Source organism: Curtobacterium sp. PhB137 (genome assembly GCF_003814955.1).
GTDB lineage: Bacteria > Actinomycetota > Actinomycetes > Actinomycetales > Microbacteriaceae > Curtobacterium.
Map to the genome: position 1 here is coordinate 468,951 of NZ_RKQO01000006.1, position 18,458 is coordinate 487,408.

19 protein-coding genes are annotated in these 18,458 nt (G+C 72.4%); 15 read left to right on the forward strand and 4 right to left on the reverse strand.

The window, feature by feature from the left end:
* The first annotated feature begins 24 nt into the window (after nt 1–24).
* From EDF28_RS11845 to EDF28_RS11855, 3 genes are all read left to right on the forward strand, one after another.
* A complete protein-coding gene (locus tag EDF28_RS11845) occupies nt 25–525 on the forward strand; it encodes a hypothetical protein (RefSeq protein ID WP_123938408.1) in 501 nt (166 codons plus the stop codon).
* A 19-nt stretch (nt 526–544) separates the two neighbouring features.
* Entirely contained in the window at nt 545–1,093 is a 549-nt protein-coding gene (locus tag EDF28_RS11850; protein ID WP_123938409.1) for a dihydrofolate reductase family protein, read from the forward strand.
* A gap of 103 nt (nt 1,094–1,196) precedes the next feature.
* Nucleotides 1,197–2,495, forward strand: coding sequence for an NAD(P)/FAD-dependent oxidoreductase (locus EDF28_RS11855; RefSeq protein ID WP_111084726.1), 1,299 nt, complete (start codon nt 1,197–1,199; stop codon nt 2,493–2,495).
* Between the two features lie 266 nt (nt 2,496–2,761).
* Here the strand turns inward: EDF28_RS11855 and EDF28_RS11860 are convergent, their stop codons facing one another.
* Nucleotides 2,762–3,667, reverse strand: a complete 906-nt coding sequence (locus EDF28_RS11860; protein WP_123938410.1) for an SDR family oxidoreductase — start codon at nt 3,665–3,667, stop codon at nt 2,762–2,764.
* A 109-nt stretch (nt 3,668–3,776) separates the two neighbouring features.
* Here EDF28_RS11860 and EDF28_RS11865 point away from each other — a divergent pair, with 109 nt between their 5' ends.
* Both EDF28_RS11865 and EDF28_RS11870 read left to right on the forward strand, forming a co-directional pair.
* Nucleotides 3,777–4,349, forward strand: coding sequence for a TetR/AcrR family transcriptional regulator (locus EDF28_RS11865; protein WP_123938411.1), 573 nt, complete (start codon nt 3,777–3,779; stop codon nt 4,347–4,349).
* Nucleotides 4,350–4,384: 35 nt separating this feature from the next.
* A complete protein-coding gene (locus tag EDF28_RS11870) occupies nt 4,385–5,566 on the forward strand; it encodes an NAD(P)/FAD-dependent oxidoreductase (protein WP_123938412.1) in 1,182 nt (393 codons plus the stop codon).
* A gap of 30 nt (nt 5,567–5,596) precedes the next feature.
* On the opposite strand, the gene EDF28_RS11875 is transcribed toward EDF28_RS11870, so the two are convergent.
* Together EDF28_RS11875 and EDF28_RS11880 are read right to left on the reverse strand one after the other, a co-directional pair.
* A complete protein-coding gene (locus EDF28_RS11875; RefSeq protein WP_123938413.1) occupies nt 5,597–6,466 on the reverse strand; it encodes a UbiA family prenyltransferase in 870 nt (289 codons plus the stop codon).
* Nucleotides 6,463–7,386, reverse strand: coding sequence for a DMT family transporter (locus EDF28_RS11880; protein ID WP_111084731.1), 924 nt, complete (start codon nt 7,384–7,386; stop codon nt 6,463–6,465). Before EDF28_RS11880 ends, EDF28_RS11875 begins: the two co-directional genes overlap by 4 nt.
* 71 nt (nt 7,387–7,457) lie before the next feature.
* On the opposite strand from EDF28_RS11880, the gene EDF28_RS11885 reads away from it, so the two are divergent.
* From EDF28_RS11885 to EDF28_RS11925, 9 genes are all read left to right on the forward strand, one after another.
* The gene (locus EDF28_RS11885) at nt 7,458–8,306 is read left to right on the forward strand and encodes a LysR family transcriptional regulator (RefSeq protein WP_123938414.1); all 849 of its coding nucleotides are present in this window, start codon (nt 7,458–7,460) and stop codon (nt 8,304–8,306) included.
* Nucleotides 8,307–8,380: 74 nt separating this feature from the next.
* Nucleotides 8,381–8,815, forward strand: a complete 435-nt coding sequence (locus tag EDF28_RS11890) for an excisionase family DNA-binding protein (RefSeq protein WP_221182561.1) — start codon at nt 8,381–8,383, stop codon at nt 8,813–8,815.
* Nucleotides 8,816–8,843: 28 nt separating this feature from the next.
* Complete coding sequence (locus tag EDF28_RS11895) at nt 8,844–9,410, forward strand: putative toxin-antitoxin system toxin component, PIN family (RefSeq protein WP_235036020.1); 567 nt, start codon at nt 8,844–8,846, stop codon at nt 9,408–9,410.
* 45 nt (nt 9,411–9,455) lie between these two features.
* The gene (locus EDF28_RS11900) at nt 9,456–10,268 is read left to right on the forward strand and encodes a fructosamine kinase family protein (RefSeq protein WP_123938416.1); all 813 of its coding nucleotides are present in this window, start codon (nt 9,456–9,458) and stop codon (nt 10,266–10,268) included.
* Between the two features lie 189 nt (nt 10,269–10,457).
* On the forward strand, nt 10,458–12,635 hold the full coding sequence (locus tag EDF28_RS19685) for a glycosyltransferase family 39 protein (RefSeq protein WP_311394739.1): 2,178 nt from the start codon (nt 10,458–10,460) through the stop codon (nt 12,633–12,635).
* 35 nt (nt 12,636–12,670) lie between these two features.
* A complete protein-coding gene (locus tag EDF28_RS11910; protein WP_123938417.1) occupies nt 12,671–13,393 on the forward strand; it encodes a response regulator transcription factor in 723 nt (240 codons plus the stop codon).
* Nucleotides 13,390–14,976 (forward strand): cell wall metabolism sensor histidine kinase WalK, encoded by a 1,587-nt coding sequence (locus tag EDF28_RS11915; RefSeq protein ID WP_123938418.1) that lies wholly within the window; start codon nt 13,390–13,392, stop codon nt 14,974–14,976. Before EDF28_RS11910 ends, EDF28_RS11915 begins: the two co-directional genes overlap by 4 nt.
* A gap of 108 nt (nt 14,977–15,084) precedes the next feature.
* Complete coding sequence (locus EDF28_RS11920) at nt 15,085–15,354, forward strand: hypothetical protein (RefSeq protein ID WP_123938419.1); 270 nt, start codon at nt 15,085–15,087, stop codon at nt 15,352–15,354.
* A gap of 308 nt (nt 15,355–15,662) precedes the next feature.
* Entirely contained in the window at nt 15,663–16,151 is a 489-nt protein-coding gene (locus tag EDF28_RS11925) for a hypothetical protein (protein WP_111084734.1), read from the forward strand.
* A gap of 57 nt (nt 16,152–16,208) precedes the next feature.
* Here the strand turns inward: EDF28_RS11925 and EDF28_RS11930 are convergent, their stop codons facing one another.
* A complete protein-coding gene (locus EDF28_RS11930; RefSeq protein WP_123938420.1) occupies nt 16,209–17,039 on the reverse strand; it encodes a helix-turn-helix transcriptional regulator in 831 nt (276 codons plus the stop codon).
* 122 nt (nt 17,040–17,161) lie between these two features.
* Between EDF28_RS11930 and EDF28_RS11935 the strand changes: the two genes are divergently transcribed.
* Nucleotides 17,162–18,457, forward strand: a complete 1,296-nt coding sequence (locus tag EDF28_RS11935) for a bifunctional glycosyltransferase family 2/GtrA family protein (protein ID WP_123938421.1) — start codon at nt 17,162–17,164, stop codon at nt 18,455–18,457.
* Nucleotide 18,458 lies beyond the last annotated feature (1 nt).

Genomic DNA, 18,458 nt, shown 5'->3' on the forward strand with positions numbered 1-18,458 from the left:
GGGGCGCGGTGTGCACTGCCTTCCATGAGCGACACGACTCCCACTAACGGCCACGAGCCGGGCAACGCCGCCCGCACTCCCTCGGCAGCGGCACCGGCCGGCTGGGGTTCGGCCCCGACGCCGACCTCCACGGCGACCCTCGACGCACCCGCACCGAACCAGTACGCCCAGCAGCCCTACCGCTCCGACGCCGGATCCTGGAACGCGGGCGACCCGAACGGCGCCACCCCGTGGTACGGCGCCTCGGCCCCGACGAGCCGGAAGAGCGCACCGAAGCCGCCGTGGTTCTGGCCCGTCCTGGCTGCGATCGTCGGACTCGCAGCACTGCTCGTCGGCGGTGGCATCGGCTTCGCCATCGGGCATGCGATCGGTGGGGACCAGTCCCAGTCAACGACGCAGGTGCCCGGCACGAACGGCGGCACGAACCAGTTCCCGGGCAACGGCACCGGGCAGCTCCCCGGGTACGGATCCGGCAGCGGCACGGACGGCAGCAGCAGCAGCAGCAACAGCGGCACCGGCAGCTGATCCGCAGTACGCTCCGGCCATGCGCAAGGTCACCGCAGGGCTGTTCACGTCGGTCGACGGCGTCGTGCAGGACCCGTACGAGTTCCAGTACGACAGCTTCGACGACGAGCTCGGGGCCGGGATGGGCGCGTTCATGGCCCGCACCGACACCGTCCTGCTCGGCAGGAACAGTTACCTCGAGTGGTCCGAGTGGTGGCCGGCACACCCTGACGACGGCTTCGGGCAGTGGATCAACCCGATCGAGAAGTACGTGGCCTCCACGACGCTCGGCGACGACCTGACGTGGCAGAACACCACCAGGATCCCGGGCGACCTCGACACCTTCGTCCGCGAGCTCAAGGAACGCGACGGCGCCGACATCGCGGTGTGCGGCAGCGTGAGCGTCGTCCGGCAGCTGCTGTTCGCGGGGCTCCTGGACGAGCTCCAGCTGATGGTGCACCCGGCGATCGCCGGCTCCGGCCGGAAGCTCTTCGAGCCGACCGACCCGGCCACGCGCCTGCGGCTGGTCGACAGCACCGTGACGAGCAAGGGGAACGTCGTGAGCACCTACGCACGGCTCGACGCCTGACGGAGCCGACCCGGGCCTCCCGGTCGGCAGTGGACGGGAGCGGTCCACAGCGCGCGTACCCTCGTGGGTGACCACCTCACGAACCGAAGAAAGCCGGATCAGCATGCCCCAGGACACCCGCCCGCACGTCGTCATCGTCGGCGGTGGATTCGCCGGTGTCGCTGCCATGCGCGAGCTGGCGGACGCTCCCGTCCGGGTGACGCTCGTCGACCGGCACGTCTACAACATGTTCCAGCCCCTCATGTACCAGGTGGCGACGGGCGGGCTGAACGCCGGCGATGTGACGTACTTCCTCCGCAGCCTGCGCGCCAAGCAGGACAACGCCGAGTTCCGGCACGGCCTGCTCACCGGCATCCGGACCGACGAACGCATCGCCGAGATGTCCGACGGCGAGCACCTGCACTACGACTACCTGGTGCTGGCGAACGGCGTGAACACGAGCTACTTCGGCACCCCGGGCGCCTACGAGTACGCGTACTCGATGTACTCCCGCTCGCAGGCCCTGCGGATCCGCGACGAGCTGTTCACCCGGTTGGAAGAGGCTGCCGCGAACCAGGGCCCCGACGAGATCAAGATCGTCATCGTGGGCGGCGGCGCGACCGGCGTCGAGATGGCCGGCGCACTCGCGGAGCTCCGCGACCAGGCACTCGAGGGGGCGTACCCCGAGCTGGACAAGGGTGCCATCACGATCACCCTCGTGCACCGCAGTGGCGAACTGCTCAAGCCGTTCGCTCCGCGCCTGCGCCGGTACGCGGCCAAGGTCCTGCGGAAGCGCGGCGTCGTCCTCCGGCTGAACACCGGCGTCTCCGAGGTCAAGACCGACGGCGTGATGACGGCCGACGGCGAGTTCATCCCCGCCTCGCAGGTCATCTGGGCCACCGGCGTCGCCGCCCACAAGGAGGTCTCGGGCTGGGGCCTGCCGCAGACCAGCGGCGGACGCATCCAGGTCGGCGACGACCTGCGCGTCAACGGCGCCGAGCGGATCTTCTCGGCCGGCGACATCGCGGCGCAGTCCGAGGCCCTCGCGCAGCTGGCCCAGCCGGCGCTGCAGGGTGGGCGGCACGTCGCGAAGCAGATCAAGCGTCTGCTCGAGGGCAAGCCCACCGAGCACTTCAAGTACTTCGACAAGGGCACGATGGCGACCATCGGTACGAACGCCGCGGTCGCGCAGCTGCGGGGTGGCATCACGCTCGTCGGTCCGGTCGCGTGGCTGGCGTGGGTGGCGGTGCACATCGCGTCGCTGCTCGGCAACGGCAACCGGCTGTCGACGCTGTCGCACTTCTTCGTCCGCTACCTGTGGTTCATGCGGAAGCGCGCGATCCCGATCGTCGGCGACGTCCGGCCCGTGCGCCCGAACGGCGACCGCGAGCCGGAGCCGTGGCAGATGCAGAAGTCCGAGTAGTCGGCGCCGACGCGCTCGCGCGTCGCGCGTCGCTTCGCGGTTCGCTTCGTGAGTAGAAATGGTCGGGTCCGGTGACTGAACCCGACCATTTCTGCTCACCATGCGCCGTGGTTCGGACCGGCGACGGCCGGGAGGCGCGGGGCGGGGCCGCCACGGGCCTCCCGTCCGTTGCTGGGGCGCGTGGGGCTGGCGCCGACTCGGAACGACCATGTCGACGTCGTGCGACATCGAACTCGTCGTTCCGAGTCGGGCCCGAGCCGCGCCGCCTACGCGACCCGCACGCCGGAGTAGGCGCCGGCGGCGATGTCCTCGAGCAGTCCGGGGCCGGTGGGCTCCCACCCGAGGAGCTCGCGGGTGGCGTCGGACGTGGCGGACATCTCCATGCCGAAGAACCGGCCGATGAACCCGAAGTGCGCGTCCGCGTCCGCCGGGTCGATCGAGGTCACCGGCAGCCCGAGGACCTCGCCGATGGCCTCGGCGATCGCCCGGGTCGGGATCGCGGTCTCGGCGACGGCGTGCATCCGAGTGCCGGCCGGCGCCTGCTCCAGACCGAGGCGGACGAGCCGGGCGGCGTCGGTGACGTGCACGGCGGACCAGCTGTTCGTGCCGTCGCCGACGTAGCCGGAGACGCCGCGCTGCCGGGCGGCGCCGACGATCGCGGCGATGAAGCCGTGGTCACCGGTGCCGTGCGTGGTGGGCGCGAACCGGGCAGCGATCGTGCGTACCCCCTGGCCGACGAAGTCGAAGCCGCGGTTCTCGCTGCCGCCGCGCATGCTGTCCGGCCCGACGAACGGGTTGGCGTCGGTCTCGTTCGAGGGGCGGCCTTGGGCGAGCCCGGCGACGCCCGACGCGAGGACGAACGGGCGGTCGGTGCCGACGAGCGCCGCACCGATGGTCTCGACGGCGGCCCGCTCGCTGGCATTGGTGGCGGCGGCGTTCGCCCAGTCGTGTTTGTTGGCGAGGTGCAGCACGCCCTCGGCCTCGGAAGCGCCCCGGCGGATGACGTCGAGGTCGTCGAGGTCACCGCGCAGGACGGCGACGCCCTTCGCCTCGAGCGCGGTGGCCGACGCGTCGGAACGCGCGAGCCCGGTGACGGTGTGTCCGGCGGCGAGCAGGTCGTCGACGGTGTGGGAGCCGATCCAGCCGGAGGCCCCGGTGACGAACACGTGCATGAGTGGTCCTTTCGCAGGTGTCCACGGCGGTGATGTCATGAACTGACATCACCGTAGCACTCGATGTCAGCCGCTGTCATCAAGGTGTCCTGTTCAGTAGACTCTGTGCATGGCTCGATGGCAACCCGGAACGCGTGAACGACTGCAGGCGGTCGCGCTGCAGCTCTTCGCGTCCGAGGGCTACGACGGCACCACGGTCGCGCGGATCGCCGCCGAGGCCCAGGTCACCGAGCGCACCTTCTTCCGGCACTTCGCCGACAAGCGCGAGGTCCTGTTCGCCGGCCAGGACGACTTCCTCGCGATGTTCGTCGACCCGATCACGGCCGCCCCGGCCGACGCGGCGCCCTTCGACCTGGTCGGACGCGCCCTCGACGCCGCCGCCGGGTTCTTCCCCGAGGACCGCCGGTCGTGGTCGCGGGCCCGGCAGACGATCATCGACGCGAACGCAGCGCTCGGCGAACGGGAGCTCGGCAAGCTCGCCACCCTGAAGGCACGCCTGGGCGAGGTCATGCGCGAGCGCGGCGTCCCCGAACCGGCGGCGACGATGGCCGCCGAGACCGCCGTGACGGTGTTCCACCTGTCCTTCGCCCAGTGGATCGCCCCGGGTGAGGACCGCCCCTTCGCTGCGATCGTGCACGAACGACTCGACGCCCTGGCGACGCTGGTGCACCCCGCTCACTGAGTGCCCCGGAGCGTGCCCGACCGTAGGCTCGGCCCGTGACCACGGAGCGCACCGACGTCCTCGTCGTCGGCGGTGGTCCCGTCGGCCTCTTCCTCGCCGCGCTGCTGGCTGCGCGGGGCATCGCCGTGCAGGTGTGGGAGCGCCGCCCCGGTCCACCCGAGGGGTCGCGCGCCATCGGCATCCACCCGCCGTCCCTCGATGCCTTCGCCGCGATCGGGCTCGACGTCCCGGTGCTCGCCGAGGCCACCCTCGTGCGCACCGGCGTCGCGCGGAGCCGCGGGCGGACGCTCGGCACGCTGACCTTCGACCGCGCCTCGGACACCCACCCGTACGTCGCAACGCTCGACCAGCACCGCACCGAGTCCCTGCTGCGGGACCGGCTCGCCGCTGCCGACGGAGCAGCGCTGCGCACCGGGACGACGGTGACCGCCCTGTCCCGGCACCGTGACCACGTCGACGCGGTCGGCACCGGCCCGGACGGCGCACGGGTCACCGTCCGGGCGGCGTTCGTCGTCGGGGCAGACGGCGCACGGAGCGTCGTCCGTGACCTGCTCGGCATCGGTACCACCGGACGTGACTACCCCGACCGCTACGTGATGGGCGACTTCGCCGACCCAGAGGGCGCCGACGCCCGGACCGCCGCCCTGGTGGACGTCGGCCCCGGAGGCGTCGTCGAGTCCTTCCCCCTGCCGCACGGTCGGCGCCGGTACGTCGCCCTGGTGCCGGACTCGCTGGCGTTCGCCCCGAGCGGCGCGGCCCCCGACCCGGAGCCGGCGGCACGACTGGCCGCGATCGTCGCCGCACGCACCGGCGTCGTCCCGGATCCGTCGTCCTGCACGATGCTCAGCGGCTTCCGGGTGCGGCGCCGAGCGGCCGACCGCGTCGGCGTCGGCCGGGTCGTGCTCGTCGGCGACGCCGCCCACGAGATCAGCCCGATCGGCGGGCAGGGCATGAACCTCGGCTGGCTCGACGCGGCCGAGCTCGCGCCGTTGCTCGCCGGTGCGGTCCGGACCGGCGTGGCCGGACCGTGGCCCGGCTACGCCGCCCGCCGGCAGGCAGCCGCCCGCCGTGCGGCCCGGCAGGCCGAGGCGAACATGGGCCTCGGTCGTCCGCTCGGTGCCGTCTCCACCATCGGACGGGAGGCGCTGCTCCGGACCGTCCTGTCGCTGCCGACCGCGCACGGCCTGGCTCGGCTCTACGCCATGCGCTGGGCCTGACGGCTCGCGTCGGCGCGCGGCCGGCTCGCGTCAGGCGACGAGCCGCACCCCGGCGAACCCGAGCTCGACGACGAGCACCAGGGACGACGCGATGACGAGCCGGAACAGGGTCCGCGACGCCCGTCCCGCCAGCACCAGCCGGACCCCCACCACGGCGAGCGCCAGCACGACGACCGCCCCGACCACGGCGAGCACGACCCCGATGCCGCGGACCGGGTCGTCGCCGAGCACCTGTCCGCCGAGCACCAGGCCGGCCGCGACGACGAGCGACCCGAACGCGACGATCCCGGCTCCCCGGAGCCCGAGGCGGTGCGGGAACCCGCGGACCCCGGTGGCGGCGTCGTCGACCAGGTCGGGCAGGACGTTCGTGCAGTGGATCGCGACGCCGAACACCGCGCCGGTGGCGATCGCCCACCACGCCGGCCACAGCTGCTCGGGACCGGCGGACACCGCGACCACGGGCAGCAGCCCGAACGCGACGACGAACGGCACGACCGACCACACGGTGCGCTTGAGCCCGGCATCGTAGGCCCACCCCGCGGCCACGAGCACGAGGTGCGCCACGGCGGCGACGGGCCCGAGGAACAGCGAGAGGACCACGGCGGCACCGGCCGTCACGAACGCCGCCGTGCGGACCGTCTCCACCGCGATGAGTCCGCGGGCGACGGGCTTGTCGCTCCGGCCGACGGCTCGGTCGCGGTCGGCGTCGATCCAGTCGTTCGCCAGGCCGATCGACAGTTGCCCGGCGACCACCGTCAGCGCGACCAGGACCACGAGCCACACCGGGTGTCCGACGGCTGCGGCGACCACGGCGGCGAGCACCGTGACCGTGACCGTCGGACCGGGGTGGGACGAGGCGAACAGCAGTCGCACCACTTTGGGGTCCCGGCCAGAGGTCACCCGGCCAGCGTACGGGCGGGGCGTGCCGGGCGACGCAGACTCCGGCGACCGAGCACCCCCGAGGCCAGCGCGATGCCGAGCAGCACGACCAGTCCGCCCACCGGCTCGTTCCACCGCACGCGCTCACCGAGCACGAGCACGCCGAGCGCCACGCCGACCACCGGCGTCAGGTAGGTGACCGTCGACGCCCGACCGGCGCCCCACGCCTGCACCAGGCGCGTGTTCCACGCGTAGGCCAGCCCCGTGCCGACGCAACCGAGCGCGACCATCGCGGCCACGATCCTCCCGTCCAGCTGTACCGGGCCGGTGGCGATTGCGGGCGCGACCAGCAGGAGCATGCCGGACGCCAGCGTGAGCTGCACCGTCGCGATCGTGACCGGGTCGTACGCGCTGCCCACCGCCACGCGCCGCAGGTAGGCGAGCCCGATGCCGTAGGACGCGGTCATGCCGAGCAACGCGACCTGCCCCGGGACGCTCGCCAGGACGGCCGGGTCGCCGAGCAGGTCCCACGGACCGACGAGCACCAGCACGCCGACGATGCCGACCACGATCCCGGCCACCTGCCGGCCCCGCAGCCGTTCGGAGGGCACGAGCACCGCGAGCGCCGCCAGCGTCATGATCGGGGTCGTCGCGTTGTAGATGCTCGCGAGCCCGGACGGCACGGTCTGCTCGGCCCACGCCATCAACGACGACGGCAGGGCGTTCAGGAAGAACGCGACGACCGCCAGGTGCGCCCACACGCGGGGCTCGCGCGGCCAGCGCCGACGGGTCGCGAGCAGCAGCACGACGAGCGTCACCCCACCCAGGACGGTCCGCACGGTGGCGACCTGCTGCGGTGCGAGTCCGTCGAGTCCGATCTTCGCGAAGAGGAAGCTCGAGCCCCAGGTGAGGGCGACGAGACCGTAGAGGAGGGCGTTCATGTGGCCTAGTGTCGAACCACCAACACCCATGCGGCAAACGCATGGGGTTCATGCCGACATGAGGAGCACGCATGCCCGTTTCGGTCCCCCAGCTCCGTGCGTTCGTCGCCACGCTCGACGCCGGGTCGTTCACGTCCGCGGCCTCCGTGCTCGGCGTCGGCCAGTCGGCCGTCTCGCACGCCGTCGCCGGGCTCGAGCGCGAGGTCGGCGGGCCGGTCGTCCAGCGCGGCGCGGTCGCCGTCCCGACCCCACTGGGCGACCGCCTGCTCGCCCACGCCCGCAGCGTGCTCGCCTCGGTCGACGCCCTGGAGGCAGTGGTCCGGCCCGCCACGGCGCGCGGCACCGTGCGACTCGCGGCCGTCCCCACCGTCTGCCAGGGCCTGCTGCCGCGGCTCCGCGAGCTGTGGGCGGTGACGTTGCCCGACGTCGACGTGCAGGTCTACGAGGGCGACGACGACGAGATGCCCGAGTGGCTCGAGAGCGGCACCGTGGACGCAGCCGTGCTCGTCGACCCCGCGCCGGTGCCGGCCGGGGGCGTCGTCGTCGCCCGGGACGAGATGGCCGCGGTCGTCCGACGCGACCACCCGCTCGCCGAGCTGCCCGCGCTCACGCTCGACGACCTGCACGAGGACGGCCTGGTCGCGGGCGGCGGCGGGTGCGAGTACCAGATCCAGAAGCTGCACGAGCTCGACGGACGCCCCTTCCGGTACGCCCACCGCGTGCGGGAGATGAGCACCATGTTCGGGATGATCGAACGGGGCGAAGGCGTCTCGATCGTGCCGACGCTCGGCCGGGTGATGCTGCCGCCGGACCTCGTGATGGTGCCGATGGCCCGGCGACTCGAGCGGACCCTGGTGCTGAGCGGCCCGTCGTCGCGCGAGTGGCACCCGCTGGCGAGGGCGTTGGTCGACGCGGTCTGACAGGTTGCACTTGCAAGTGCAACCCCGGTACCGTTGAGCCAGTTGCCCACCAACGGACGCGAGACGGAGACCCGATGCGCCAGACGACGACACGACGACCCCTCCGCGTCGACGAGGTCGCTCGCGCCGAGGCCGTCGACATCGTCGAGCGCGCCGGCGATCGACAGGTCGCGACCGTCGAGCTCCACCTCGACGACGGCACGGAACTCGTGCTCCCGGAGCGACTCGGGGGCTTCGTCGCGAACCTCGTCCGCAGCATGGCCGACGGGGCTGGCATCTCGACGAGCATTTTCCCCGACGAGATGACGACGACCGTCGCCGTCGACGTCATCGGGATCTCCCGGCCCACCTTGATGAAGGCCATCGGCCGAGGTGAGATCGCTGCACACACCGTCGGGACCCACCACCGGCTCCGGCGCGCGGACGTCCTCGCAGCCCGAGACACACGACGGGTCGCCCGCGCAGCGGCAGCTCGCGAACTGCTCGAGTCCGGTGAGGCCTTCGACTGACACCCGGTCGCACTAGGCTTGATATGTGATGCTTCAGCGGGTCTTCGTCGATGCGAACGTCTTCTGCAGCCGGACGTTGCGAGACTGGACGTGCCTGCTCCGACTGCACACGGACGGCATGTTCCAGCTCCACACGACCGAGGACGTACTGGCCGAGACCACGCACACCCTCCGCCGACTGCACCCCGACAGGCCCGGGTCGGCCGTCTCCCGGCTGCGAGCAGCGATCCTCGACTCGATCGACGAGCTCGTCAACGACTTCGACGCCACGGTCGAGTACCACGGAACCGATCCCGACGACCGGCACGTGCACGCCGCCGCGATCGCCTGCGGGGCGCACGTCCTCCTCACGCAGGACCGTGGTCTCCGCGCGACGGATGCAGCGATGTACGAGGTGTACCGCTGTGACGAGTTCTTCAGCCTGGTCGACGACTCGGCGCCGTGGATCGTGCGCGACGTCGTACGCGAGCAGGCGCGGTACTGGTCCAGCCGTCCCCGCGGCGCACGGAAGAGCCTGCCCGGGGCGCTCCGTGACGCCGATTGCCCGACGTTCGCCGGGCGGGTGGAACGACATCTGCGGTTCCTCGCCGGATGACCGTGCGCTGAACGGACGTCGACGGCCCCTCGGCAGGATGGACCGATGGCCGAGACGCACGTGAAGACCTTCACCACCCCGGACGAAGCGGCAGCCGAAGCCGCCGGACTCGTCTGGCTCGCAGCGGCCGAGGACACGGGCGGCACCAGGATCGCGCGGGTGCTGGACCGGCCGAGCCCGACCGTGCTCGACCTCGAGCTGATCACCGACGGCTCCCCCACCGCCGCACAGGCCGAGCGCTTCGGACGCTCCCTCGCGCACACCCACGCCGCCGGCGCCGACCACTGGGGCGCACCGCCCGCCGGCTGGACGACGGGTTCCGCGCTCCGGATGGGACGCTCCCGCACCCCGTTCGTCGACGCTGCGCATGCACCGAGTACCTGGGGCGCGTTCTTCGCCGAGTACCGGATCCGCGACTTCGTCCGCCGAATCGTCGACGCCGGCGGGTTCGACCACGCCCAGGCGGCCGTGTTCGAGCGGGTCGCCGACCGGGTGCAGGACGGCACGCTCGGGTCGCCGCAGCCCGCACTCGTCGGGGACCGTCCTGCACGGCTGCACGGCGACCTGTGGGCCGGCGACGTGCTCTGGCCGACGGACGCGTCCGAACCGACCGGCGCGGTGCTCATCGACCCGATCGCGCACGGCGGGCACGCCGAGACCGACCTGGCGCTGCTCGGACTGTTCGGGCTGCCTCGGTTGGAGACGGTGCTCGCCGCCTACGACCGGGAGTCGCGGCTCGCCAACGGCTGGCAGGAGCGCGTCGAGCTCCACCAGCTCGCGCCGCTGCTGCTGCACGTGTTCCTGTTCGGCGGGTCGTACACGGGGGCGGCCCTCCACGCGGCGCAGCGGTACGCCTGACCCGCGCACGGTGCGCGCTCGCTCACTCCGTGCGAGGTTGCTCGACCGTGGACCGGCGCCGCACCGTGCGCCGCCCCAGCCCCGCCAGCCCGGCCGGCGCCGAGTCAGCCAACCTCGCACCGTGCATCCTTAGGCCGCGCACAGCCGGCGCAGTGCCGCGCTCGGGGAACGCCCCGGATGCTCATCGACATGACCACGTACCCGATACCCGTGACCGATCGAAGTGGCCCCGCGCTGACCGACGCGCAGGATCGGCGTCGCAAGCCGCTCGCCCGCCTGTTCCTCGGCGAGCGCGAGGACGCCCGCTGGCTCCGGCCGGCGTTCTGGGCGCTCCTCGCCGTGACCGCCGTGGTGTACCTCTGGGACCTCAGTGTCTCCGGGTACGCCAACAGCTTCTACGCCGCCGCCGTGCAGGCCGGCACGAAGTCGTGGGAGGCGTTCTTCTTCGGCTCCCTCGACTCGTCGAACTTCATCACGGTCGACAAGCCCCCGGCGTCGCTCTGGGTGATGGTGTTGTCGGCCCGGCTGTTCGGTTTCTCGAGCTTCAGCCTGCTGCTCCCCCAGGCACTCATGGCCGTGGGCTCGGTCGCGCTGGTGTGGGGCACGGTCCGCCGCACCCTCGCCCGCGTCGGCACCACCACCGCGAACGTGGGCGCGCTGCTCGCCGGCTTCGTCGTCGCGGCCACGCCGGCGGCGGCCCTGATGTTCCGCTTCGACAACCCGGACGCGATGCTCGTGTTCCTGATGACCGCCGGCGCGTACTGCACCGTGCGGGCGCTGCCGCGGGGCAGCTGGAAGTGGATCGCACTGGCCGGGGTCGCCCTCGGCTTCGCGTTCCTGACGAAGATGCTGCAGGGGCTGCTCGTCCTGCCGGCCTTCGGCCTCGTCTACCTGTTCGCCGCCCGCACCACCTGGGGCAAGCGCGTCATCGGGCTGCTCATCGCCGCGGGGTCCCTCGTGGTGTCGGCCGGCTGGTGGGTCGTCGCCGTGTGGTTGTGGCCGGCCGAGTCCCGCCCGTACATCGGCGGTTCGACGAACAACACCGTCCTCGACCTGGTGTTCGGCTACAACGGCCTCGGGCGGATCTTCGGCGGATCGGGCAACGGCGGCGGAGGCGGGGGCATGACCGGCGGCACCGCGGGTGGCTCCTTCGGTGGCTCGACGGGCCTGAACCGGCTGTTCTCGTCCGAGATGGGGCTCGAGATCTCGTGGCTCCTGCCCGCAGCGCTCATCGCACTGGTGGTCGGTCTGGTCGTCGTCGGACGCCGTCACCTGGCCGACCCGGCCCGCGCCGGACTCGTCCTGTGGGGCGGCTGGCTCCTGGTCACCGGCCTGGTGTTCTCGTACATGTCCGGCACGATCCACCCGTACTACACGGTCGCGTTGGCACCGGCGATCGCCGGACTCGTCGGCACCGGCGGCGCGCTGCTCTGGCACGCACGAGCGCGGTTCGTCGGCCGGATCGGCCTGGCCGCCATGATCGGCATCACCGCCTTCTGGGGCTGGTGCCTGCTCAACGAGAACCCGACGTGGCTGCCGTGGCTCCGCTGGGTGATGCTGGCCGGCGGGCTGCTGTCCGCAGCGCTCGTGGTGATGGGCAGTGTCCCGTCGCTCCGCAAGCTGGTCACGGTCGGCGTCCTCGCCGGCACCCTGTTCGGGCTGTCCGGCACCACCGCCTACGCCCTCGCCACGACGACCGTCGCGCACTCCGGTTCGATCCCGAGCGTCGGTCCGGCGGGCAGCAGCTCCGGTGGGATGGGCGGCGGCGGCACGGGTGGCATGCCGGGAGGCACGGGCGGACCGGGTGGGTCGACCTCCGGCTCCGACGACGGCGGCTCCGACAGCACGTCCGACTCCCAGCAGGGTCCCGGCGGGACCCCGCCGGAGGGCGCGTCCGGCGAGGCGCCGGAGATGCCGGACGGCACGTCCGGCACGGCACCGGGCAGTGGCCAGGACGGCACGGACGACGCGACCTCCGAGGGTGGGTCGGGGACGGGCCTCCAGACCGGGGGCGGTGGCGAAGGTGCGTCGACCTCGTCGGCACTGCAGAAGCTGCTCGAGGCGTCCGACGCGAAGTGGGCGGCCGCCGTCAACGGATCGCAGTCGGCCGCGCAGCTCGAACTCGACACCGACACCGCCGTCATGGCGATCGGTGGCTGGTCGAGCGACCCGGCACCCACGCTCGCCCAGTTCAAGGCGTACGTCGCCGACGGGGACATCGGGTACTACGTCTCCTCCGGCTCCGGTGGCGGCGGGATGGGCGGCGGGTCGTCCACCGCATCGGCGATCCAGGAGTGGGTCGCGGCGAACTACGAGTCGACGACGGTCGGCGGGCAGACCGTCTACGACCTGAGCAGCACGAAGTGATCGACGACGAGGGCGCGGTGGATAGGCTCGCGGACGTGACCGGCCAACCGCTGCAGCGCACCGACCGCACCCCCGTCCGCGCCCTCGTCGTCGACGACGAGCACGCCCTGGCCGACGCCGTCGCCCTCGCGTTCGAGGGGGACGGCTGGGCCGTGCGGGCGGTGCACCGAGGACGCGACGTCCTGTTCGCCGCGCGGGAGTTCCAACCCGACGTCATCGTCCTCGACGTGATGCTGCCGGACATCGACGGCTTCGAGGTGCTCGAGCGGCTGCGCGACTCCCGCGACGCCGTCCGTGTGCTCTTCCTCACCGCGCGCGACGCCCCCGAGGACCGGCTCGCCGGACTCACCGGCGGCGGCGACGACTACCTGACGAAGCCCTTCGGCATCGACGAGCTGCTCGTCCGGGCGCGGATCCTGGCACGGACATCCGCTCGGGTCGCAGCGGTGGGCGGGAGCGCCGAGGTGGTGGTCGGTGACCTCCGCCTCGACGAGGACGCCCGCGCCGTCAGCCGTGCCGGCGAACCGATCGAGCTCACACCGACCGAGTACGAGCTGCTGCGGCACCTGGCGCGGAACGCCAACCGGGTGCTCTCGCGGGAACAGCTGCTCGCGGGCGTCTGGGGGATGGACTTCGGGTCGTCGTCGAACCTGGTCGACATGTACGTGTCGTACCTGCGGAAGAAGCTCGACGCCGGACGCGAGCCGATGCTGCAGACCGTGCGCGGGGCTGGGTACGTCTTGCGGCCGACGACGTGAGCCGATCGACGAAGGCGATCCGGGCCCGTCCGACCCGCGCCGGACGGGTGCCGTCGTTGCGGTGGCGGGTCGTGGCTGCCGTCGCGCTCCTGCTCGTCGCGACGAACGTCGTCGTCGGAGCGGTGACCGTCGTCGCGTTCCGGGGGTACCTGGTCGACCGCCTCGACGCGGAACTGTCGACGGCGGCGAACCGGACCGTCGGCGGCCGGGACGGCGCGGACGCACCCACCGGCCCGCCGCCCGGATCGTCGTCGGGATCGTCGTCGGGATCGTCGTCGGACCGTCCGGATCCGGACAACGCCTTCATCGGGGCGCCGGGGCAGTCCGCCGGCACCGTCGTCGCGATCGTCCGCGACGGCACCGTGGTGCTCGGCGGGTACACCGACAGCGACGGCGACCAGCACGGGCTGTCGTCGGCGCAACGGCAGACGCTCACCGCGGTCGACAGCGGCGCCGCCCCGGCGACGATCGACCTCGGCTCGCTCGGCACCTACCGGGTGCAGGCGGTCGGGGACGACGGCGACGTGTTCGTCACCGCACTCCCCCTCGGTGACCTGAACGCCGCCATCGCCCGCCTGTTGCTCGTCATCGGGATCGTCACGGTGCTGGGCCTCGTCGTCGCAGCGTGGGCCCTCGCACTGCTCGTGCGGCGGTCCCTCCGACCGCTCGAACGCGTCGCCGCGGTCGCCTCCGGGGTGACCGACCTCGACCTGGAACGCGGCGACACCGACATCCCGGTGCGGGTCGCCGACGCCGACCTCACCGCGAACCGCGAGGTCGGGCAGGTCGGTACCGCACTGAACCGGCTGCTCGGGCACGTCGCCCGAGCCCTGACGGTGCGCCGCGACGCCGAGGCCGGCATGCGGACCTTCGTCGCCGACGCCTCGCACGAGCTGCGGACGCCGATCGCGACCGTCCGGGCCTACGCCGAGCTGACCGCGCGCTCGTCGGACCTCGACGCGATCCACCGGAACGTCGACCGGATCGGCCGGGAGGCCGTGCGGATGGGCGACCTCGTCGAGGAACTCCTGCTGCTCGCGCGGCTCGACGCGACGGCCCTGGCGTCCGGGGCTCCGGTGTCCCCGCTCCTGCGCGAACCCGTCGACCTGACCTCGATCGTGGTCGAGGCGACGATGGACGCCCGGGCCACCGCGCCCGGGCACCGGTGGACCCTGCAGATCGTCGACGACCACCCGCTGACCGTGACGGGCGACGCGGAGCAGCTGCGCCGCGTCGTGACGAACCTGCTCGCGAACGCCCGGACGCACACCCCGACCGGGACCGCGGTGGTGGTGTCGTTGCAGCGGATGGGGCCGTCCGGTGCTGGTGCGGCCGCTCGCCTCGTCGTGGCCAACGACGGGCCGCCGATCCCGTCGGAGGCCCTGCCGACCCTGTTCGACCGGTTCACCCGGGGTGAGGCCTCGCGGACCCGTGCGCGGGGACAGGGGACGAGCGGCCTCGGGCTGGCGATCGTGCAGGCCGTGGTGTCGGCGCACGGCGGGAGCGTGCGGGTGGCCTCCGGCCCCGGTCGGACGGCGTTCACGGTGGACCTGCCGGACGTGGTGCCTGTGCCCGCTTCGTGACGTCTGCCTCACCCGCTTCGTGAGCAGAAAAGGTCGCGTGCTCTGGCGCGACTCGACCATTGCTGCTCACGAAGGACGCCGACCCCGACGGCGACGCATACTGGTCGCATGACGAAGGAGTACGGCGAGCTGCCGGGTCGCCCGGACCCGTCGGAACTCGTGGTCGAAGTGCCCGCGTTCGACGACGACCGTCCGCAGCCCGAACCTGCACCGCCGGCGGCCGCACCGGAGCTCGTCGCAGCGACCGAGTTCGCCCGGAGTTCCCACGCGCCGCCGACGATCCGCCGGACCCAGGTCCGTGCAGGGTTGTGGATCGCGGGCGTGCCGATCGCGGTCCTCGCGGTCCTCGCGATCGTGCAGATCCTGCTGCAACCCTGACGGTACCCGCGTGCTCGTTGCGGGTCAGTCGTCACGGACGTCGACGTCTGATCCGCAGAACTCGCCGGGAAAGCGCAAGACCCGAGCGCCCAACCGTCCGGATGGGTCTCGGGTCCACTTCTCGAAGCACGCCACCGGCGGGCCGGGCCCCGGAGGGTGGCACACCTTCGCGGCGCTGGACGGATCGTCAGACGATCGTCCAACGTCCGGGCCGAACGCGTGCAACCCGGCACCCGGCGACGCAGGCTGGGTCCTGTCCGAGCTGGACGACCCACACGGGTCACCACCGCAGAGATGGGAACACGATCATGAACTCGTTCAAGCGCAAGTCCGTCAAGCTCCTCGCCGGCACCGCACTCGGTGGCGCCGTCATCGCCGGGGCGTTCGTCGCGGCACCGGCACAGGCCGCTGAGCCCGCACCGAGCACCTCGGCCTCCGTCGGCGGCAACGTCAACGTGAACCTCGACCCGGTCGCGATCGTCAACGCGATCAAGGACGCCGTGAACGACCAGAGCGACCGCGGCGGCGCCGTGCAGGCCGCGCTCGACGTCGGCTACTGGAACGCGGGCAACCCCGACCGCCTCACCGTCGCGGTGGTCAACAAGAACCAGGACATCACGGTGTCCGGCGACGTCGCGGACGCGCAGTCGATCGACATCAAGGGCGGCAACTACGTCATCTACTGGTTCAAGGGCCCCGGCTCGATCACGAACAACGGTGACGGTGGCTGGCTGAACTGGGGTGCGTTCGGCAACATCGAGCGCATCGACAACGTCATCCACGTGAACGGCGGCTGATCCGCCAGCGCTGATCCGTCCGTCGGCGCTGCACCGGCGCCCCCGGGGACCACGGTCTCAGGGGGCGTCGTCGTGCGTGGTGGGACGCTCGGCGGCGGGCTCGATCGCCGGGGGCCAGGTCCGTGCTGCACCGCGGACCTCGCGCCGTGCACGGATCCACCCCTTCACGAAGGCGACCGACACCAGCGCCGTCCGGTTCGGCGCCTTCCACGACTTCATCAGCCGTCCGAGGTGCCACGCGACGGCCTGGCGGCTGTAGGCCGTCTCCTTCGCGATCTCGTCGTTGGAGAGCCCCTGCGCGGCGAGCGCGAGCATCTGCTCCTCGGTCTCGTCGAGGCCAGGCGCACGGGCGACGAGGTCGATCTCCCCGGTGGTGACCGCCGCCGCGGACTCGCCCGCCGATCGCCGGCGCTGCTCGGCCCAGGCCTCGGCCCAGCACGAGCCGAGTTCGTGGGCGACGAGCGAGGCGCGGCTCATCGCGAGCATCGTCCGGCCGGCGTGGTCGAGCGTGACGGCGTGGTCGCGGGTGGCCGTGTGCATGACGAGGGCGAAGACCCGGATCGCCGGCAGGGCCCCGCGGAGCACGACCGACACGTCGACGCGGGGGTCCTCGGCGCTCGCGGCCGCCACCGCGCGCAGCTGGGCGAGGCACTCGCGGTCGACGGGTTCACCGCGCTCGACGGCACGCAGCGCCGCGGGGAGCACGAGCGGGACGATCTCGGCGTACCGGCGTCGCAGCCAGTCGTGGCCGTCCGGTCGGATGCCGTGCAGCGGAGGCGTGAGCAGGAGCTCCTCGAACTCCGGACACCGCTCGTCGAGCGCCAGGCCGAGCCGCTCCCCCGGGAGCAGCACCGCCGATCGGTGTGCGTCGTCGCGCTCGGTCGTCATCGTCCGTCGACCGTATCCGCGCGACACCTGTCGTGTTCGACCGTGACGTGAACGGTCGCCGAACGCCGTTCTTACCGGGAGCACAGCGCACTGCCTCGGTCCGCATGTGCCCGCTGCCGAGCATGAGCGGCATGACGGAGACGAACCAGACCCTCGACATCGACATCGTCGTCCCCTGCTACAACGAGCAGGACACGCTCGCGGCCCACGTGCGACGCCTGCACACGTTCTGCCGGACGTCGTTGCACCACTCTTGGCGGATCACGATCGCCGACAACGCCTCGACCGACGACACCGCGCGGATCGCCGACGACCTGGCCGCCATGCTGCCCGGCGTGCACGCGGTCCACCTGCCCGAGAAGGGTCGTGGGCGGGCGCTCAAGGCCGTGTGGGGTGCATCTCCGGCGACCGTGCTCGTGTACGTCGACGAGGACCTGTCGACGGACCTCGCGGCACTCGAGCCGCTCGTGGCGCCGCTGCTCTCCGGGCACTCCGACCTGGCGATCGGCACGCGGTTGGCGGACTCGTCGCGGGTGGTTCGGGGTAGCAAGCGCGAGTTCATCTCCCGCTCGTACAACCTGCTGCTCCGCACGACGATGGGGGTGTCGTTCTCGGACGCGCAGTGCGGGTTCAAGGCGGTCACGAAACGGGCGGCCGACCAGCTGCTGCCGCTGTGCGAGGACGACGCGTGGTTCTTCGACACCGAGATGCTCGTCCTCGCCGAGCACGCGGGACTGCGCATCCACGAGGTCCCGGTGGACTGGGTCGACGACGTGAACTCGTCGGTGCAGATCGCCTCGACGGCCACCGAGGACCTGAAGGGCATGTGGCGCGTCTCGCGGGGCATCGCCAGCGGGCGGGTGCCGGTGGGTGCCGTGTACGAGACCATCGGCCGCCGTCCGTTCACGCCACTGCACGTCGGGTTCCTCGGGCAGGTGCTGCGCTTCGGCGCCATCGGGGTGCTGTCGACCGTCGCGTTCGCGGTGCTGTACGCGCTGTTCCGTCCGGCGATCGGGGCGCAGACCGCGGACTTCCTGGCCCTGCTGCTGACGGCGATCGGCAACACCGCGCTCAACCGGCGGTTCACGTTCGGTGTGCGGGGGCGTGCCGGAGCCGGGCGACATCACGTGCAGGGACTGGTGGTGTTCGGCATCGCGTGGGCGATCACCTCGGGGTCGCTGGTCGTGCTCCACAGCAGCGTGCCGGGAGCATCGCACGGTGCCGAGATCCTGGTGCTGACGGCCGCCAACCTGGTCGCGACCTGCGTTCGGTTCGTGCTGTTCAAGGCGTGGGTGTTCCGCAGCGGCCGCCGTCGCCCGGAGCTCATCCGCCCCGGCACGACCCCCGCCGCCGACGCCAGCACGGCGGTGACGGAGCCGATCGCCGTCGACGAACGGACCGGCGAGCGCGCGGCCTGAC

Excerpts from the sequence above, each read along its gene's own strand:
- EDF28_RS11845 (WP_123938408.1), top strand. The coding sequence starts at position 25 with ATGAGCGACACGACTCCCACTAACGGCCACGAGCCGGGCAACGCCGCC.
- EDF28_RS11850 (WP_123938409.1), top strand. The coding sequence starts at position 545 with ATGCGCAAGGTCACCGCAGGGCTGTTCACGTCGGTCGACGGCGTCGTG.
- EDF28_RS11855 (WP_111084726.1), top strand. The coding sequence starts at position 1,197 with ATGCCCCAGGACACCCGCCCGCACGTCGTCATCGTCGGCGGTGGATTC.
- EDF28_RS11860 (WP_123938410.1), bottom strand. The coding sequence starts at position 3,667 with ATGCACGTGTTCGTCACCGGGGCCTCCGGCTGGATCGGCTCCCACACC.
- EDF28_RS11865 (WP_123938411.1), top strand. The coding sequence starts at position 3,777 with ATGGCTCGATGGCAACCCGGAACGCGTGAACGACTGCAGGCGGTCGCG.
- EDF28_RS11880 (WP_111084731.1), bottom strand. The coding sequence starts at position 7,386 with ATGAACGCCCTCCTCTACGGTCTCGTCGCCCTCACCTGGGGCTCGAGC.
- EDF28_RS11885 (WP_123938414.1), top strand. The coding sequence starts at position 7,458 with ATGCCCGTTTCGGTCCCCCAGCTCCGTGCGTTCGTCGCCACGCTCGAC.
- EDF28_RS11890 (WP_221182561.1), top strand. The coding sequence starts at position 8,381 with ATGCGCCAGACGACGACACGACGACCCCTCCGCGTCGACGAGGTCGCT.
- EDF28_RS11895 (WP_235036020.1), top strand. The coding sequence starts at position 8,844 with ATGCTTCAGCGGGTCTTCGTCGATGCGAACGTCTTCTGCAGCCGGACG.
- EDF28_RS11900 (WP_123938416.1), top strand. The coding sequence starts at position 9,456 with ATGGCCGAGACGCACGTGAAGACCTTCACCACCCCGGACGAAGCGGCA.
- EDF28_RS19685 (WP_311394739.1), top strand. The coding sequence starts at position 10,458 with ATGACCACGTACCCGATACCCGTGACCGATCGAAGTGGCCCCGCGCTG.
- EDF28_RS11920 (WP_123938419.1), top strand. The coding sequence starts at position 15,085 with ATGACGAAGGAGTACGGCGAGCTGCCGGGTCGCCCGGACCCGTCGGAA.
- EDF28_RS11925 (WP_111084734.1), top strand. The coding sequence starts at position 15,663 with ATGAACTCGTTCAAGCGCAAGTCCGTCAAGCTCCTCGCCGGCACCGCA.
- EDF28_RS11930 (WP_123938420.1), bottom strand. The coding sequence starts at position 17,039 with ATGACGACCGAGCGCGACGACGCACACCGATCGGCGGTGCTGCTCCCG.
- EDF28_RS11935 (WP_123938421.1), top strand. The coding sequence starts at position 17,162 with ATGAGCGGCATGACGGAGACGAACCAGACCCTCGACATCGACATCGTC.